The 18627-nt window shown below is 68.2% G+C and carries 12 protein-coding genes and 2 pseudogenes; 7 read left to right on the top strand and 7 right to left on the bottom strand.

What is annotated here, in order from left to right; all coding sequences use genetic code 11:
* Positions 1-88: 88 nt before the first annotated feature.
* The 7 genes and pseudogenes from AD428_RS00870 to AD428_RS00845 form a co-directional block, all read right to left on the bottom strand.
* A complete protein-coding gene (locus tag AD428_RS00870; RefSeq protein ID WP_053243788.1) occupies positions 89-2080 on the bottom strand; it encodes an acetyl/propionyl/methylcrotonyl-CoA carboxylase subunit alpha in 1992 nt (663 codons plus the stop codon).
* Between the two features lie 159 nt (positions 2081-2239).
* Positions 2240-3847: a carboxyl transferase domain-containing protein gene (locus tag AD428_RS00865; RefSeq protein ID WP_053243787.1), complete on the bottom strand. Its 1608-nt coding sequence runs from the start codon at positions 3845-3847 to the stop codon at positions 2240-2242.
* Positions 3848-3971: 124 nt separating this feature from the next.
* A complete protein-coding gene (locus tag AD428_RS00860; RefSeq protein WP_053243786.1) occupies positions 3972-5153 on the bottom strand; it encodes an acetyl-CoA C-acetyltransferase in 1182 nt (393 codons plus the stop codon).
* Between the two features lie 35 nt (positions 5154-5188).
* Positions 5189-7033, bottom strand: a complete 1845-nt coding sequence (gene aceK / locus AD428_RS00855) for a bifunctional isocitrate dehydrogenase kinase/phosphatase (RefSeq protein WP_053243785.1) — start codon at positions 7031-7033, stop codon at positions 5189-5191.
* Positions 7034-7043: 10 nt separating this feature from the next.
* Positions 7044-7637 (bottom strand): annotated as a pseudogene (locus AD428_RS27325) (acyl-CoA dehydrogenase family protein); the annotation flags it as partial.
* Between the two features lie 183 nt (positions 7638-7820).
* A pseudogene (locus AD428_RS28710) lies at positions 7821-8195 on the bottom strand (aminotransferase class III-fold pyridoxal phosphate-dependent enzyme); the annotation flags it as partial.
* A 202-nt stretch (positions 8196-8397) separates the two neighbouring features.
* Positions 8398-9129: a GntR family transcriptional regulator gene (locus AD428_RS00845; protein ID WP_053243784.1), complete on the bottom strand. Its 732-nt coding sequence runs from the start codon at positions 9127-9129 to the stop codon at positions 8398-8400.
* Positions 9130-9262: 133 nt separating this feature from the next.
* On the opposite strand from AD428_RS00845, the gene AD428_RS00840 reads away from it, so the two are divergent.
* From AD428_RS00840 to AD428_RS00810, 7 genes are all read left to right on the top strand, one after another.
* Positions 9263-11491, top strand: a complete 2229-nt coding sequence (locus AD428_RS00840; protein ID WP_053243783.1) for a penicillin acylase family protein — start codon at positions 9263-9265, stop codon at positions 11489-11491.
* 74 nt (positions 11492-11565) lie between these two features.
* The gene (locus tag AD428_RS00835; protein WP_200907967.1) at positions 11566-13113 is read left to right on the top strand and encodes an ABC transporter substrate-binding protein; all 1548 of its coding nucleotides are present in this window, start codon (positions 11566-11568) and stop codon (positions 13111-13113) included.
* A 12-nt stretch (positions 13114-13125) separates the two neighbouring features.
* Positions 13126-14070 carry an ABC transporter permease gene (locus AD428_RS00830; RefSeq protein ID WP_053243782.1) on the top strand — a complete coding sequence of 315 codons (945 nt, stop codon included), beginning with the start codon at positions 13126-13128 and terminating at the stop codon, positions 14068-14070.
* Positions 14063-14956, top strand: coding sequence for an ABC transporter permease (locus tag AD428_RS00825; RefSeq protein WP_082308193.1), 894 nt, complete (start codon positions 14063-14065; stop codon positions 14954-14956). Before AD428_RS00830 ends, AD428_RS00825 begins: the two co-directional genes overlap by 8 nt.
* Positions 14956-15939 carry an ABC transporter ATP-binding protein gene (locus tag AD428_RS00820; protein WP_053243781.1) on the top strand — a complete coding sequence of 328 codons (984 nt, stop codon included), beginning with the start codon at positions 14956-14958 and terminating at the stop codon, positions 15937-15939. Before AD428_RS00825 ends, AD428_RS00820 begins: the two co-directional genes overlap by 1 nt.
* On the top strand, positions 15936-16937 hold the full coding sequence (locus AD428_RS00815) for an ABC transporter ATP-binding protein (protein WP_053243780.1): 1002 nt from the start codon (positions 15936-15938) through the stop codon (positions 16935-16937). The genes AD428_RS00820 and AD428_RS00815 overlap by 4 nt, the downstream gene beginning before the upstream one ends.
* A 14-nt stretch (positions 16938-16951) precedes the next feature.
* Positions 16952-18616: a N,N-dimethylformamidase beta subunit family domain-containing protein gene (locus tag AD428_RS00810; protein ID WP_053243779.1), complete on the top strand. Its 1665-nt coding sequence runs from the start codon at positions 16952-16954 to the stop codon at positions 18614-18616.
* The last annotated feature ends 11 nt before the right edge of the window (positions 18617-18627 follow it).

Raw genomic sequence — 18627 nt, 5'->3', positions numbered from 1 at the left:
CGAACCCGGATTCTAGGCGAGGGGGCTGACGCCCAGCTAAAGCGGCGTCGGCGGCCCTTTTCCTGGGCCGCCGGTGCGCCGCGCGGCGCTATTCGATGGCCACCAGTTCCGCGCCTTCGGCCACCTGGTCGCCCACGGCGTAGAAGATCTCGGCGACCTTGCCGTCGGCGGGGGCGGAGATGGTGTGCTCCATCTTCATGGCTTCCATCACCAGCAGCGGCTGGCCTTTCTCCACGGCGTCGCCCGCCTTGACGGAGATGGAGATGATCTTGCCCGGCATGGGCGCGGTCAGGCCGCCGCCGTGGTCGGCCTGGGCGTCTTCGGAATGCTGCAGCGGGTCGTAGAGCTCGAGCGTGTGGGCGCCGTCTGCGCCGAAGACGTAGGCGCGGCCGGCGTGCAGCGCGACGTTGCCGCCGGCTTCGCGTCCGTCCAGCGTGATGCGCAGCGCGCCGTCGTGCGCCTGCCAGTGGAAGGCCCGCGGCCCGTCGCCGGCGTCGATCGTCCATTGCGCGCCGTCGCGGGCGATTTGCACGTCGCGGCTGGCGCCGTTGTCCACCCATTGCAGGCGGCGCGTGTAGCGCCCGCCCAGGCGCCAGCCGTCGCGCGCGTCCCAGGGGTCGCCGGCGTGCCGCGTCTGCGGCTGCGGCAGGCCTTCGGCGGCCAGCACCGCGGCCGAGGCCAGCGCCAGTTCCAGGGCGCCGGCCGGCCGGGGCTCGGGCAGCAGCGTGGCGCGCCGCCGCTCGATGAGGCCGGTGTCCAGGTCGGCCGTGGCGAAGGCTTCGTCGCGCATGAGGCGGGACAGAAAGGCCACGTTGGTCTGCACGCCCACGACCTGCGTGTCGGCCAGCGCCTGCACCATGCGGGCGCGGGCCTGGCCGCGGTCCGCGCCCCACACGATGAGCTTGGCGATCATGGGGTCGTAGTACGGCGTGATGGTGTCGCCCGCGCGCACGCCGCCGTCCACCCGGATGTCGCCGTTGGTGAAGGCGGTGTGCGGGGGCAGGCGCAGGTGCGCCAGCGTGCCGATGGAAGGCAGGAAACCCTTTTCGGGGTTCTCGGCGTAGAGGCGGGCCTCGATGGCGTGGCCATGGATGCGCAGATCCTGCTGGCGCGCCGGCAGGGGCTCGCCGGCGGCCACGCGCAACTGCCATTCCACCAGGTCCAGCCCGGTGATCATTTCCGTTACCGGGTGCTCCACCTGCAGCCGCGTGTTCATTTCCATGAAGTAGAAGCGGCCGTCGGGCTCGGCGATGAACTCCACCGTGCCCGCGCCCACATAGCCGACCGCGCGCGCGGCGGCCACGGCGGCTTCGCCCATGGCGCGGCGGCGTTCTTCGGTCATGCCGGGGGCGGGCGCTTCCTCGATGACCTTCTGGTGGCGGCGCTGTACGGAGCAGTCGCGCTCGAACAGGTACACGCAGTTGCCGTGCGTGTCCGCGAACACCTGGATTTCGATGTGGCGCGGCTTCTGCAGGTAGCGCTCGATGAGCACGCGGTCGTCGCCGAAGCTGGAGGCGGCCTCGCGCTGGCAGGAGGCGAGCGCGTCGAGGAAAGCGGCGGGGGTTTCCACCACGCGCATGCCCTTGCCGCCGCCGCCCGCGCTGGCCTTGATGAGTACGGGGTAGCCGATGGCGTCGGCCTGCGACTTGAGGAATTGCGGGTCCTGGTTGTCGCCGTGGTAGCCGGGCACCAGCGGCACGCCGGCTTTTTCCATGAGGGCCTTGGCGGCCGATTTGCTGCCCATGGCGGCAATGGCCGAGGCCGGCGGGCCCACGAAGACGATGCCGGCTTCGGCGGCGGCCTGGGCGAAGGCCTCGTTTTCCGACAGGAAGCCGTAGCCGGGGTGGATGGCTTGCGCGCCGGTGTCGCGCGCGGCTTGCAGGATGGCGTCGGCGCGCAGGTAGCTCGCGCGCGGCTCGGCGCCGCCGATGTGCACGGCTTCGTCGCAGGCGGCGACGTGCCGGGCGTCGGCGTCGGCGTCGGAATACACGGCGACGGTGCGGATGCCGAGGCGGCGGGCGGTAGCGGCGACGCGGCAGGCGATTTCGCCGCGGTTGGCAATCAGCAGGGTATCGAACATGGCGTCATCCAGGCAGAAACTCGTTCCAAACACTCTTCCAAACAGCCCCATCGCCCCTCTTGCGCCGGTCCATCCGGGACGCCGCGGACCCGGCTTTGCCGGTCCGCCGGCGTCGCCCGCTTGAGGGGGGCGCGCAGCGCACAGGGAGTGGGTCTTCCTCTACATGCGGAATACCCCGAACCGCGTGTCCTCGATCGGAGCATTGAGCGCCGCCGACAGCGCCAGGCCGAGCACGCGGCGCGTGTCGGCGGGGGCGATGATGCCGTCGTCCCAGAGGCGGGCGGTGGCGTAGTAGGGGTGGCCTTCGCGCTCGTACTGCGCGCGGATGGGGGCCTTGAACGCTTCCTCTTCTTCGGCCGGCCACTGGCCGCCGCGGGCTTCGATGCCGTCGCGCTTGACGGTGGCCAGCACGCTGGCGGCCTGTTCGCCGCCCATGACCGAGATGCGGGCATTGGGCCACATGAACAGCATGCGCGGCGAATAGGCGCGGCCGCACATGCCGTAATTGCCCGCGCCGAAGGAGCCGCCGATGAGGACGGTGAACTTGGGCACGGCGGCGGTGGCCACAGCGGTGACCATCTTCGCGCCGTGGCGCGCGATGCCTTCGTTTTCGTATTTGCGCCCCACCATGAACCCGGTGATGTTCTGCAGGAACACCAGCGGGATCTTGCGCTGGGCGCACAGTTCGATGAAGTGCGCGCCTTTCTGCGCGGACTCGGAGAACAGAATGCCGTTGTTGGCCACGATGCCCACGGGCATGCCGTGGATGTGCGCGAATCCGGTGACCAGGGTGGGCCCGAATCGCGCCTTGAATTCGTCGAACTCGGAGCCGTCGACGATGCGCGCGATGACTTCGCGCACGTCGTAGGGCTTGCGGGTGTCGGCGGGAATGATGCCGTCGAGTTCGGCCGGATCGTAGCGCGGCTCGCGCGCCGGCTTGAGCGCGAGGGGCTGGGGCTTCTTGAGGTTGAGCCGCGCCACCGCGTTGCGCGCCAGTTGCAGCGCGTGCATGTCGTTGGCGGCCAGGTGGTCGGCCACGCCGGACAGGCGGGTGTGCACGTCGCCGCCGCCCAGGTCTTCGGCGCTGACTTCCTCGCCCGTGGCGGCTTTCACCAGGGGCGGACCGCCCAGGAAGATGGTGCCCTGGTTGCGCACGATGATGGACTCGTCGCTCATCGCGGGCACGTAGGCGCCGCCGGCGGTGCAGGAGCCCATGACCACCGCGATCTGCGCGATGCCTTGCGACGACATCTGCGCCTGGTTGTAGAAGATGCGGCCGAAATGGTCGCGGTCGGGAAACACCTCGTCCTGGCGGGGCAGGTTGGCGCCGCCCGAATCCACCAGGTACACGCAGGGCAGGCGGTTCTGCGCCGCGATCTCCTGCGCACGCAGGTGCTTCTTGACGGTCATGGGGTAGTAGGTGCCGCCCTTGACCGTGGCATCGTTGCACACGATGACGCATTCCGTGCCGGCGATGCGGCCGATGCCGGTGATGATGCCCGCTCCGGGCGCTTCGTCGTTGTACATGCCGTGCGCGGCCAGGGGCGACAGCTCCAGGAACGGGCTGCCCGGATCGATCAGCCGCTCCACGCGCTCGCGCGGCAGCAGCTTGCCTCGCGCCACGTGCTTGGCGCGCGCGGATTCGCTGCCGCCCTGCGCGGCCTGCGCCAGTTGCCGGCTCAGATCGTCGAGTTGCGCCTGCATGGCGCGCGCGTTATCGGAAAAATCCTGCGACCGCGGATTGATGCGGGAATCGATGATGGGCATGGGGTTCCACCCGTCCTGCTGTTTTTGAATAATGGGAGCGGTCCGGGCGCGGCGCGCCCGGGCTGCGGTGGGAGGGGAAAACGGCGCGCGGCGACTGTCTCCTTGCAGCCGCGCGCCGCGGGGCTTACAGCATTTCGATGGCCATGGCCACGGCTTCGCCGCCGCCGATGCACAGCGTGGCCACGCCACGCTTGCCGCCGGTCTTGCGCAGCGCGCCGACCAGGGTGGCCATGAGGCGCGCGCCCGAAGCGCCGATGGGATGGCCCAGCGCGGTGGCGCCGCCGTGGATGTTGACCTTCTCGTGCGGCAGGTTGAAGTCTTTCATGGCGGCCATGGTCACCACGGCGAAGGCCTCGTTGATTTCATAGAGGTCCACGTCCCCGGCTTTCCAGCCGGTCTTGGCGAACAGGTTCTTGAGCGCGCCCACCGGAGCGGTGGTGAACCACGCCGGTTCCTGCGAGTGCTGGCTGTGGGCCACGATGCGGGCCAGCGGCTTGACGCCGAGCTTCTCGGCGGTGGAGGCGCGCATCAGCACCATGGCGGCCGCGCCGTCAGAAATGGAAGACGAGTTGGCGGCGGTGACCGTGCCGTCTTTCTTGAACGCCGGCTTCAGGGTGGGGATCTTCTCCGGCATGGCCTTGGCGGGGGCCTCGTCGGTGTCGACCACGGTGTCGCCCTTGCGGCCGGCCACGGTGACGGGGGCGATTTCCCATTTGAAGCTGCCGTCTTCGGTGGCGGCGCGGGCGCGGCGCAGCGATTCGAGCGAGAAGGCGTCCTGCTGCTCGCGGGTGAAGGCATACTTGCTCGCGCAGTCTTCGGCGAACACGCCCATGGCCTTGCCGCGGTCGTAGGCGTCTTCCAGGCCGTCGAGGGCCATGTGGTCGTACACGGTGCTGTGGCCGTAGCGGTAGCCCTGGCGGCCCTTGAGCAGCAGGTACGGCGCGTTGCTCATGCTTTCCTGGCCGCCGGCCACCACCACGCTGGCGCTGCCCGCGGCCAGCAGGTCGTGGCCGAACATGGCGGCTTTCAGGCCCGAGCCGCACACCTTGTGGATGGTGGTGCAAGACACGCCCAGGGGCAGTCCCGCGCCCAGCGCGGCCTGGCGGGCGGGCGCCTGGCCCTGTCCGGCCTGCAGCACGTTGCCCATGATGACTTCTTCGACCTGCTCGGGCTTGATGCCCGCGCGCTCGACCGCGGCCTTGATGGCCACCGAGCCCAGCTCGTGCGCGGCCAGGCCGGAAAGGCTGCCCAGCATGCCGCCCATGGGCGTGCGGGCGACGGAAACGATAACGATGGGATCTGACATGACTCTTGCTCCTGTGAGGATCGGGACAGCGCCGGTTAAGAAGAAGCCGCGCCCGCGAGAGGCTCGGGGCGCAGGCGCCTGTCTGTATCGTAAGGGAAAAATTCCTCGATCCGCCCTTGCGCCACGCGCTCGCGGCAGGCTTGCCACCATTCGGGTTCCAGCAGATCGGCATGGTGACGCATGAAGGCGTCGCGCACCCGCGCGTCGCCCAGCAGGAAGCGCCCGAACTCCTCGGGAAACACATCGTTCGGGCCGATGGCGTACCAGGGTTCGGAGGCCAGCTCCGCTTCTTCGTTGGGCGCGGGCGGAATGCGCCGGAAGTTCATTTCGGTCATGCGCTGTATTTCGTCGTAGTCATAAAACACGACGCGTCCCAGGCGCGTGACCCCGAAATTCTTGTACAGCATGTCGCCGGGGAAGATGTTGGCCGCCGCCAGCTGGCGGATGGCGTCCCCGTATTCGCGCACGGCCGGCTCCAGCAGCGCGTCCGGGGCCTGCCGCAGATAGAGGTTGAGCGGCGTCATCCGACGTTCGATGTAGACGTGGCGCAGGACCACGGTGTCGGCCGTCTCCTCGATCAGGCTGGGCACCAGCCGCCGCAGCTCGTCGAGCAGTCCGGGCGCGAAGCGGGCGCGCGGCAGCGCCACTTGGGAATACTCCCAGGTGTCGGCCATGCGGCCCACGCGGTCGTGCAGCTTCACCATCTGGTACTTGCGGCGCACCGTGGCGTGGTCCATGCAGTCTTTGTCGATGCGGTCCTTGATGAGCTTGAACACGTAGGGATAGGACGGCAGCGTGAACACGCACATCACCATGCCCTTGATCCCCGGCGCGACGTCGAAGGCGTCGCGCGAATGCGCCAGGTGGTGCAGGAAATCTCGGTAGAAGAGCGTCTTGCCCTGTTTCTGCAGGCCGATCATGGTGTAGAGCTCGGCCTTGGGCTTGCGCGGCAGCAGGCTGGACAGGAAATTCACCACCGCGGCGGGGGTTTCCATGTCCACCAGGAAATAGGCGCGCGTGAAGCTGAACAGCGTGCTCAGGTCGTCCGCGCCCAGCAGCAGGGCGTCCAGGCGCACCTGGCCGGCCGGATTGCGCGTGAGGGCCACGGCAAAGGGGTACGCCGTGCCCTGGTTGATGAGCCGCCCCACGATATAGGCGCCCTTGTTGCGGAAGAACAGCGAGCCCAGCGCGTGGACCTGGCAGTCGCTGGCGATGCGGCGCCCGACGTGGCGCGGAAGCTGCGCGCGCAACTGGCGCACGGCGGCGCGCGCGAGCAGCCGCGCGTCGCGCGGCAGGTCCTCGAACGGCAGCGCCAGCCCGAAGTCCGCCACCATGCGGACCAGGCTTTTCTGCAAGCCCTCCGTCACGGGGTAGTACACGCGGTACGAGGGGATGCGGCTGTCCAGGTAGTCGGTGGCCACGGCCGGCCGCACGAAGAGAAAATCGTTGTGGAAGTAGTCCCGGTGCAGGATGCGGCACGACACCGAATTGAAGAACGTTTCCGCGCACTCCGGCTGGCGGTGCTCGGCCAGCAGGCCCACGTATTCCTGCTTCACGTCCTGCCAGAAGGCGGTCTGGGCCGGCGACAGGGCGTCGGAGCCGTTGGCCGAGCGGCTTTCCGGACCGCGGCGCAGAAAGCCTTCGAGCTGCCCCGCGCACTCGCGCACGCGCATGTCGTAGTACTCGATGCGCTCGCGCGAGAGATGCTGGATGCCGTGCCAGTCGCCCGATTCGAAGAGCGCCTTGGCGCGCTGCGCGCTGTAGCGGAACAGCGCGTAGTGGCGGTCGAAGCCCGCCAGGATGAGGCGCGCGACCTCCAGCGGCGAGGGGCCCGGCACGGGCGCCTGCTCGATGTGCTGGATGTCGGACGTGCGGATCATGGCGAAGGCGTCAGGCGGTTTCGTTGAACAGCTCGCGGCCGATCAGCATGCGGCGGATCTCGCTGGTGCCCGCGCCGATCTCGTACAGCTTGGCGTCGCGCCACAGGCGGCCCACGGGATATTCGTTGATGTAGCCGTTGCCGCCCAGGATCTGCACGCCTTCGCCGGCCATCCACGTGGCTTTCTCGGCGGTGTACAGAATGAGGGCGGCGCAGTCCTTGCGCACCTGGCGCACGTGCCCGCTGCCCAGGCGGTCCAGGTTCTTGCCCACCTGGTAGCAGAAGGCGCGGCTGGCCTGCAGCGTGGTGTAAAGGTCGGCCACCTTGCCCTGGATGAGCTGGAATTCGCCGATGGGCTGGCCGAACTGCTTGCGGTCGTGGATGTAGGGCACCACCACGTCCATCACGGCCTGCATGATGCCCACCGGGCCGCCCGACAGCACGGCGCGCTCATAGTCCAGCCCGCTCATCAGCACCTTCACGCCGCCGTTGACCTGGCCCAGGACGTTTTCTTCCGGCACCTCGCAGTCCTCGAACACCAGTTCGCCGGTGTGGCTGCCGCGCATGCCGAGCTTGTCCAGCTTCTGAGCCACCGAGAATCCCTTGAGTTCCTGGGGCTGGCCGAGGTCATGGCGGAAGGCCGACACCAGGATGGCGGCCAGGTCGTCGCCCGCTTCGCGCGCGGCCGTCTCCAGGCTCTCGACGTCGTTATACCGGAAGTAGATGAGGTGGGCGCGGTCTTCGGCGGTGACGCCGGCCAGGGAAGGGCTGCACCAGGGCACCGCGCCGTGATAGGCGCCGCGGGCCAGCAGGATCTTGCGCTTGCCGGTGCCGGCGCGCGCAATGGTCAGCGCCGCGGTGGTGGCGTCGGTGCCGTTCTTCTGGAAAAGCGCCCAGTCCGCGTGCGGCAGCAGCGCGACCATGCGCTCGGACAGCTCGACCAGGCGGGCGGTGGGCCCGTTCATGCAGTCGCCCTGCAGGGCCTGGCGGCGCGCCGCTTCTTCCACGGCCGGATGCCGGTGCCCCGCGATGACGGGACCCCAGCTGCACATGAAATCGACGAACTCCCTGCCGTCGACATCCCACACCCGGCATCCCTGCGCCCGCGCGAAGTATTGCGGATACCCCGGCGGCAACAGCCTGGCGTTCAAGTGGCCGTACATGCCGCCTGGAATCACCTTTTCGGCGCGGCTGCGCAGCCGCGCGTCTTCGAGAACACTGCTACTGCCAGGAGTTACTACCATGGAGGTGGCGGTCATTTTTTTTCCTGTCGTTGCGTTGCAGGGGCCGGGCGTGAACACGATACATGATATATGATGTTTTGACGCAGGGTAAAGCCTTTGCCGCGGGCGCGATGCAAAACGTTCAGCCGCGCGGCTTGCGGCGCACCGATTTCGTCGAGGACTTCTTGATGGGTTCGGGCTCGGTGCCGTCGATGGTTTCGAGATAGGCGACGAACCTCTCGCCGCCCTCGATCAGGTCCTGCTCGACGGCCGTCGCGAGCGCATTGGCGTCGCCCTGCTTGAGGGCCGTGATGATGCGCTGGTGCTGGTGCTCGCCGCGATAGGTGGGATGCCCGTGCGGATAAAGGTAATTCAGGAGCGGGCCGGCCTGGATCCACAGCCGCTCGAGAATGTCGGTGAGCTGGCTCATGCCCGAACGGCGATAGAGGGCGAAATGGAAATCGAAGTTGGATTGCACCGCCTGCGGATAGTCTTTCACCTTCTCGGCGCGGATCAGCGTGGCGTGGATGTGCTCGAGCTCGGCGATGAAAGCCTCGTCGACATGGGGCAGGGCCTCGACCGCGGCCACCGGCTCGAGCATCAGGCGCAGCCGGCGGATTTCCATGTACTCGGCCAGCGACAGGCGGCGCGTGAGGAAGTAGTAGCCCGCCTTCATTTCGATGGCGCCATCGTTGGTGAGCAGCAGAATGGCTTCGCGCACCGGCGTTTCGCTGACGTTGAGGTCGGCGGCCAGTTCGCCGATCTTCAGCCGCTGCCCGGGCTGGAAGCGCCCGGACATCAGCCGGTCGCGCAGGGTGCGGTAGACCTGGTGCGTGAGGCTGGAACGGACGACAGAGGGTTTTGCGGTGGCCATGTTGTCTTTGCGGGTGGCGTCGGCCGATATTTTAGGGAATCTAGGTAGAACTACCGATATCGGGGCGGTTGAAGTAACACGATATATTATATATTGTGATTGCGAATCGAGGCGCTGCCGCATAGGAGGCCGGATGTCTGCATCCCTGGAAGTGTTGCGAGACCGTTGGGGAATTCCGCACGTGCGGGCCCGCGGTGTCGACGAGCTGTTCTACGCCAATGGCTATGTGCATGCGCAAGACCGCCTCTGGCAGATGGACGCGGCGCGCCGCCGCGCGGTCGGCCGCTACGCGGAGTGGGCGGGGGCCGAGGCGGTCGAGGCCGATGCGCTCGCCCGCCGCATGGGCGTGGCAGCCGCCTCGCGGCGCGACTACGAACATCTTTCCGGGCAGACCCGCCGCATGCTCGATTGCTACACGCAAGGCGTCAACGCGGCGATGGCGCAACTGCCCCTGCCCCGGGAGTACCGGCTGCTCGAAGAACGCCCCGAACCCTGGGAGCCCTGGCACTGCGTGGCCGTGATGCGCCAGCGCGGCCTGCTCATGGGCAGCATCTGGTTCAAGCTCTGGCGTGCCGCGGCGCTGCGCACCGTCGGGCCGCAAGCCGTCCGGTGGCTGCGCTACGATGACGGCGGGCAGGAGCGGCTGGTCGCCTCGCAGGCGCTGGCCGACGAGCCGCGCTGGATCGCCAGCCTGCAGGATCTGGAACCCTGCATCGAGGCCCTGCTGGCGCTGGCGCCGCCCGACGCCACGATCGCCGGCTCCAACAACTGGGCCGTCGCGGGCTCGCGCACGGCCAGCGGCCTGCCGCTGCTGGCCGGCGATCCCCACCGGATTTTCGAGATCCCCGCCATGTATGCGCAGCTCCATCTGAGCTGCGATGCCTTCGACGCGCTGGGGTTCTCGGTGCCCGGCGTTCCCGCGTTTCCGCATTTCTGCCATACCGATTCGGTGGCCTGGTGCGTCACGCATGCGTTCGCGGACATCCACGACCTGTATATCGAACGCTTCGACGACGCCGGCCGGCACGAAACGGAGCAGGGCTGGCAGCCTTCGTCCCGCCGCGTCGAACGCATCCGCGTCCGGGGCGGCAGCGACGTCGAGGTCGAGGTGACGACGACGCGCCACGGCCCGGTGATCGCCCGGCACGGCAATACGGGCGTGGCCCTGCGCTCGGTGCAGCTCGACCCGATAGACCGTTCGCTCGATTGCCTGCTGCCGATGCTGCTCGCGCGCGACGTCCATGCCTTCAACGAGGCCTGCCGGCCCTGGGGCGTGATCGACCACAGCGTGGTTTCGGCCGATACCGCGGGGCACATCAGCGTCAATGTGCGCGCCATCGTGCCCGAGCGCGACCGCCTCAACGGCTGGCTGCCGGTGCCCGGGTGGACCGGGCGCCACGAATGGCGGGGGTTCATCCCCTGGGAACGCATGCCCAGGCAGGTGGATCCCGAAGACGGCCTGCTGGTGACGGCCAACAACCGAATCGCCGCCGATGGCCATGGCGACTATCTCTGCACCGACTGCCATCCTTCCACCCGGGCGCGCCGCATCGCCGAGCGTCTGGCGCCGCTGGCGCGCGCCGGCGTGGAAGACATGGTGTCCATCCTGGGCGACGTGGACAGCGCCCGGGCGCGGGAAATCGTCGCCCGCCTGATTGCCGTGCGGGTGGAAGACGAGGCCGCGCGGGCCTTGCAGGAAACCCTGCGCCAGTGGGACGGCCGCATGACGCCCGACGCGGCCGCGCCCACCGTCTATATGGCGGTGCGCCAGGAAATGACCCGTCTGCTGGCCGCCAGGTCCGGGCTGGACGGCGCGGCCACGGACATGTTCGCGACGCTCGCGGCGCCCGGCGTGGCGCCGGTCAACCAGCTCTGGTGGACGCTGCCCGAGCTCCTGCGCCGCGACGATGCGAGCCTGCTGGGCGGGGGTTCCTGGGACGAGATCATGGCGCAGGCGCTGGCTTGCACCGCCGCCAGGCTGCGGCCCGGCCCTTGGGGGGAGGCGCACAAGCCGGTCTACGCCCATCCCCTGGGCAGGCAGTTTCCCGGCGCGCTGCCCGCGCCGGCTTCGCACCCGGTGGCCGGCGACGGAGATTGCGTCAACGCCAATGGCGCCTATCCGACTTCGGGGCTGCCCGCGACCTACGGTCCCGTGGCGCGCTATGTGTTCGACACGTCCGACTGGGACCGCAGCCGCTGGATCGTATTCCACGGCAGCGCCGGCGAGCCCGGCGCGCCGCACTATAGCGACCAGAACCCGCTCTGGGCGAGATGCGAGCTGGCGCCGGCGCCGTTTTCGCGCGCCGCCGTCGATGCGGCCGCCGTATCGCGCCAGACGCTCGACGTGCCCGAAATTCCTTGAGCCGGGACGCGCGGCGTCCTCGTCCTCGTTCATCCGGTCTTCCGCGCGGCGGAAGCCTACACAAGGGGAACATCATGAAAACCCATCGGATCCTGACAGCCGCGGCACTGTGCTCGGCGCTGAGCCTGACGTGGACGGCCGCGGCGGCCGAGGAGATCCCCAGGAAGGGCGGCACGCTGGTGTATGCCAGCCTGTCCGGCCCGGGCACGCTGGACCCGCAGGTGGCGGCCAGCATGGTCGACCTGGAAGTCATACACCACCTCTTCGAGGGCCTGGTGACCATCGACTCCCACTACAACACCAAGCCCTTGCTGGCCCGCGAGATCAAGATCAGCGACGACCAGAAGACCTTCACTTTCCTGTTGCGCAAGGGCGTGAAATTTCACAACGGCAAGGTCATGACCTCGGCCGACGTAAAGGCCACGTTCGAGCGCTATGCCCGCGTAAGCCCGAACAAATCCGTGCTCGACGATGTGGCGGGCTACGACACGCCCGACCCCGACACCTTCGTCATTCGGCTGAAGAATCCCAATGCCGTGTTCTTGGACGTGCTCAAGACGCCCGTCTACCCGTTCGTCATCCTGCCCGCCGAACAGAAGGACAAGCCCGCGCGCGGCATCGACGTCATCGGCACGGGCGTCTTCAAGCTCGGGCAATGGGTCAAGGACAGCTACCTGACGATCCAGCGCTTCGACGACTATGTGCCCGACGACAGCGCCAGCGGGCCCGACGGCTTCGCCGGCAAGCGCACCGCCTATGTCGATACGGTGCGCTTCAACTTCGTGCCCGAAGCCAATGCGCGCGTGGCCGCCATGCAGACCGGCGAAGCCGTGTTCACCTCGACCATTCCGCCGGAGCTGGCCGCGCGCCTGAAGTCGCAGAAGCACCTGCAGGAAGTGACGGTCTACCCATACTGCCAGCAGTATTTCATCGTGAACTCGCAACAGCCGCCCACGGACAAGTCGCAGGTGCGCCAGGCCATCCGCACCGCGGTGCACGTGGACGACATCATGAAAGTCATCGGCGCGTCGAGGAAGAACCACTCCATGGTGTACCCGGACGGCGCCTACTACGGCGGCAAGGCCACCGACGGCCGCTATAACGAGAACGACCCTGGCAAGGCGAAGGCGCTGCTCAAGGAGGCGGGCTACCAGAACGCGCCCATCGTGCTGCAGACCAACAACAACTACGACTACATGCGCGACTCCATTCTGGTGCTGTCCGAGCAGCTCAAGAACGCCGGAATGAACGTGAAGATCGACATCACCGACTGGACCACCAACGCCTCCAACCTGCAGACCGGCAAGGGCAACTGGAACGTCTCGACCACCAGCTTCTGCTCCAACCCCATTCTCGGGCCCCAGCAGTGGCAGACCATGATCTACAACTTTCCGCACGTCAAGAACGACAAGGTGCTCGATGACGCCTACGACGCCTTCTACAAGACCCCGGATCTCGAAGGCCGCAAGAAATCCTGGCTCACCATCGAACAGCGCGTGCTCGACGAAGGCTACATGATCAAGGTCGCCGACCGGGGCAATGTGCAGATCATCAACACCCGCAAGGTCGGGGGCTTCGAGCCTTACTACATGAACCACTTCTGGAACGTCTGGCTGAAATAAGGACGGCGCGCCATGTACCGTATCGTGACCGCGCGCATTGCGCAGGCCCTGCCCGTCATGCTCATCGTGGCGATCCTGACGTTCCTGCTGATGCACATGCTGCCCGGCGATCCCGCCGTCATCATCGCGGGCGACCAGGCGGGCCCCGAGGCGATCGCCGCCGTGCGCCACAGCCTGGGCCTGGACCGCCCGGTGCCGGAGCAGCTCTGGCGCTGGCTCACGCACCTGGCGCAGGGCAACTTCGGCGATTCCCTGATCCTCAACCAGCCCGTGCTTCAGGCCGTCGCCGAGCGCCTGCCCGTCACGCTCTCGCTGGCCGCGGTGGCGTTCGCCATTACCGTGCCCGTGGGCGTGGCGCTGGGCATCGTCGCCGCCTACTGGCGCAATTCCTGGCTGGACTCGGCCGTCATGGGGTTCGCGCTGGTCGGGGTGTCGGTGCCCAGCTTCTGGGTCGCGACCCTGTCGGTGATCCTGTTCAGCGTCAACCTGGGCTGGCTGCCGTCGGCGGGCTATGTGCCCATGTCGGACGGCTTCGGCGCCTGGCTGGCCGCCCTGATCCAGCCGGCCGTCGTGCTGGCGCTGTTCCAGATCGGCTTTCTCGCGCGCATGACGCGCTCGGAGATGCTGGAGATACTCGACCAGGATTTCGTGCGCACCGCGCGCGCCAAGGGGGTGTCGGAGTTCCGCACGGTGGGCAAGCATGCGTTTCGCAATACCCTGGTTTCGGTCGTGACCGTGGGCGGCTACATCCTCAGCCTGCTGATCGGCGGCTCCGTCGTGGTGGAGCAGGTCTTCGCCCTGCCGGGCATCGGCCGCCTGCTCGTGCAGGCCATCCTGGCGCGCGACTACCCCACCGTGCAGGGCACCATGCTCTTGCTGGGGTTCGCCTTTGTGTTGATCAATGTGCTGATCGACATCGTCTACACCTTCATCGATCCGCGGGTGCGCTATGACTGAGCTTGCCATCGACCAGGCCAATCCGGCGCAACAGCCCCAGGCCGGAGCCGGCATGCGGGTGGTCCGGCGCCTGTGGCGCCACCGCTCCTTCCGCATCGGCGCCGTCATCCTCGTGCTCATCGTCGCGGCCGCCATCCTCGGCCCCTGGCTCTATCCGTCGGATCCGATGGCGATGCGCATCGTCAACCGCTTTCACGCACCCTCGTGGCAATACCCCTTCGGCGCGGACCAGTATGGGCGCGACGTATTCGCGCGCGTGCTCTATGGCGCGCGACTGTCGCTGTGGATCGGGTTCACCGTGTCCATCCTGGCGGCCATCGGCGGGGCCGTCGTGGGCATGGCGGCCGGCTACTTTCCGTGGCTGGATTCGCTGCTGATGCGCGTCATGGACGCCTTGCTGGCCTTTCCGGCGATCCTGCTGGCGATCGGCATCAACGCCGTGCTGGGGCCCCAGATACACAGCGTCATCATCGCGCTGGCCAGCGCCTACGTTCCGCGCACCGCGCGCATCGTGCGGGCCTCGGTGCTGGTCATACGCCGGCTCGACTACGTCGATGCGGCGCGCATCAGCGGCGCGAGCGCGTGGCGCATCATCATCAAGCACATCCTGCCCAACACGCTGGCGCCCCTGCTGGTGTCGCTCACCTTCATTTTCGCCTACGCCATCCTGGCCGAGGCTACGCTGAGCTTCCTGGGAATCGGGCCGCCGCCGCCCATGCCGAGCTGGGGCAACATCATTTCGGAGGGCCGCGACTATGCCGTGGAAGCCTGGTGGATCATGCTGTTCCCGGGCCTGGCGATCAGCCTGTCCGCGCTGGCGATCAACCTGCTGGGCGACGGCCTGCGCGATGTGCTCGACCCGCGCCTGAAAGTGGAGGGCAACTGATGAGCCTGCTGGAAGTCGACAACCTGAGCGTGGATTTCCGCGATGACGCGGGCTGGACGCGGGCCGTCAGCGACGTGAGCTTCTCGCTCGAGGAAAATGCATCGCTGGGCATCGTGGGCGAGTCCGGCAGCGGCAAGAGCGTATGCGCCCTGTCGCTGCTGCGCCTGCACCACAAGCGCACCTCGCGCATGCCCGGCTCGCGCGTGCGCTTCGACGGCAGGGACGTGCTGGCCATGCCGGAGCGCGAGCTGCGGCAGCTGCGCGGCGCGGACATCGCCATGATTTTCCAGGATCCGATGACCTCGCTCAACCCCGTGCTGACCATCGCCGACCAGATCGGCGAAACCCTGCGGATCCACCAGGGCCTGGACAAGGCGGCCGCGCGCCGCCGGGCGGCGCAACTGCTGGACATGGTGCGCATTCCCGACGCCGCGCGGCGCCTGGATGAATATCCGCATCGCCTCTCGGGCGGGATGCGCCAGCGCGTCATGATCGCCATGGCCATCGCCTGCCGGCCCAGGCTGCTCATCGCCGACGAGCCCACCACCGCGCTGGACGTGACCATCCAGGCGCAGATCATGCAGCTGCTGCGCGAGCTGCAGGCCGAGATCGGCATGTCCGTCATTCTCATTTCCCACGACCTGGGCCTGGTGGCCGAATTCGTCGAGCGCGTGATCGTCATGTATGCCGGCCACATCGTGGAAGAGGCCGCCGCCGCCGACCTGTTCGAGCGGCCCTTGCATCCCTATACGGAGGGACTGTTGCACGCCATTCCCAACCTGGACGACGACGCGCCTCGGCTGGCGGCCATCCCGGGAAACATTCCCGCCGGCGGCGCATGGCCGCGCGGCTGCCGGTTCGGCCCGCGCTGTGCGCTGGCGCGGCCCGAGTGCCTGGCCGCGCCCGTACCCCTCGAAACGCTGCGCGACGGACGCCTGTTGCGCTGTCCGCCGCGCCGCGCGGCCTCGGAGGCGCGCGCATGACGGCCGAACCCATTGTGCAGGTCAGCCGCCTGACGCGCGATTTCAAGCTGGGCCGCGCCGCGGGCCGGCACGCGGTGCTGCGCGCGGTGGACGACGTCAACTTCGACATCGGGCGCGGCGAAACCCTGGGACTCGTGGGCGAATCCGGGTCCGGAAAATCCACCATCGGCCGCATGATGATCGGCCTGCTTGCCCCCTCGCAGGGAGACATCCGGCTTTTCGGAAAATCGATTACCGGCGGCCAGGGCCGGGCCAACCTGGCCGCCGTGAGGCGCCGGCTGCAGTTCGTGTTCCAGGACCCGTATTCCTCGCTCAACCCGCGCATGCGCGTGGGCGATGCCGTGGCCGAGCCCATGGACATCGCCGGCCGCACCCCGCCGCGCGAGCGCCAGGAACGCATCGCCCAGCTGTTCGAGATGGTGGGCTTGCCGCCCGCCTTCGCCACGCGCTTTCCCCACGAATTCTCCGGCGGGCAGCGGCAACGCATCGTCATCGCCCGGGCCCTGGCCCTGAACCCCGACTTCGTGGTCTGCGACGAGGCCGTCGCGTCCCTGGACGTTTCCATGCAGGCGCAGATCGTCAACCTGCTGATGGACCTGCAGGACAGGCTGGGCCTGAGCTACCTGTTCATTGCCCACGACCTGGCCATCGTCAAGGCCATCTCGCACCGCGTGGCGGTGCTGTATGCCGGCGAGGTCGTGGAAATCGGCGACAAGCGCCGCCTGTACGCCGCGCCGCGCCATCCCTACACCCAGGCCCTGTTGCAGGCCGTGCCCCGCCCGGTCGTGGGCCGCGTCCGCACGCCGCCCATCAAGGGAGAGCTGCTGAGCGTGCTCAACCGGCCCCAGGGCTGCAGCCTCAGCCCGCGCTGCCCGCACGCCGCCGAACGCTGCCGCGCGGAGAAGCCCCGGCTGCGCGAAGTGGAGCCGGGCTGGCAGGTGGCCTGCCATTTCCACGAATCCATCCGTCCGGCGCAGCCCGGATCTTCGTCTTCATGAAAGGAAGCCGCGCGATGTCCCGCCCACGTCCCGAATTCGGTTCCCTCAACCAGCGCGCCCGTCCCACGGGCATCATGCATCCCGACCAGGGCTGGCATCTCTCGCACTGGTATGAGGCGCCGCGCGAAGACCCGGCCCAGCCGGAAGTCTATGTGTACACCGATGCCATGTCCTATGCGCCGGGCGACGAAGTCATCTTCCACGGATCCAGCACCGCGCCCGGCATAAGCCTCGAAATCTGGCGCGACGGGCTGCGGCCCGAATGCGTCTATGCGCGGGACGGCATCGCCGCGCCCTTCGCGCCCATGCCCGCCCACGCCTATCGAGACGGCTGCCAATGGCCCGAGATCGACCGCTGGACCGTGCCGGCCGCAACCCCCAGCAGCTTCTACCGCGTGGCCGCATGGTGCCAGCGGCCCGACGGCTCGCGCTTCCTGCAGCATCACTGTTTCGTCGTGCGCCCGCCGGCCGGCCAGCCCCGCCAGCCAGACCGTTTCCTTTTCCTGCTCTGCACCTCGACCTGGACGGCCTACAACGACTGGGGCGGCGCCAACAGCTACGACGGCATCGACGGCCCGCAGGGCAAGGACTTCTCGCCCGTCTTGAGCACCCGCCGGCCCTGGACCCGCGGACTGGTGTGGCTGCCGCCGGGCGCGCCGCGCCTGTGCGACCCCGTGCCGCGCGAACCCTGGGAAGCCCCGCGCTACCCCACCAAAGAGTGGGCCTACACCAACGGATACGCCCAATACTATGCCTCCTCGGGCTGGGCCCAGTTCGAGCGCCACTTCGCGCTCTGGGCCGAGCGGGAAGGGTATGCCTTCGACTACCTCACCCAGACCGACCTGCACTACCGGCCCGAAATCCTGCAGGCCTACGGCGCCGTCGTGATCGCCGGCCACGACGAATACTGGACCCGTGAAATGCGCGAAACCATCGACCGTTTCGTCGAGGACGGAGGACGCGTCGCGCGTTTTGCCGGCAATTTCATGTGGCAGATCCGGCTCGAAGACGAGGGCGCCCGGCAAGTCTGCTACAAGGCGCGCGCCAAGGACGAAGACCCCGTGGCGGGCGGGCCCGACCATGCCCGCCTGACCGGCGCCTGGGAAGAACTGGCCGTCAACTGGCCCGGCGCGGCCACCTTCGGCGTCAACGGAATGCGGGGCGTGTATTCCTCATGGGGCGGATTCGCTCCCCGCGCCAGCCGCGGCTTCACCATCTACCGCCCCCGCCATTGGGCCTACGCGGGGCTGGACGTGCACTACGGCGACGTCATGGGCGCCCAGGCCGGCATCTTCGCGTATGAGGTCGACGGGCTCGAATACACCTTCCGCCACGGCCTGCCGTATCCGACCCACGAAGACGGCGCGCCCGAAGGCACCGAAATCCTCGCCATGTCGCCGGCGCTGTACGGGGAGGAAATGCACGACGGCGAAGGCTTCCGCTACTACCTCAAAGACGGCGGCCTGGCGCGCAAGGCCGAAGCCCTCAGCGGCGACGCCAGCCCCGAATCCATCGCCCGTCATCAGTACGGTTCCGGCATGATCGTATCGTTCCGGCGCGGCAAGGGCGAGGTGTTCACCGCCGGCAGCTGCGAATGGGTCATGGGCCTGACCCGCAACTGCCCCTACACCCAGGGCGTGACGCACAACGTGCTCAGGCGGTTTCTGGCGGGCGGGTGAGGGGAGGGCGG

The organism is Achromobacter sp. DMS1 (genome assembly GCF_001270295.1).
Note: the sequence above shows the minus strand (reverse complement) of the source record. Positions and strands in the feature narration are given on the sequence as shown.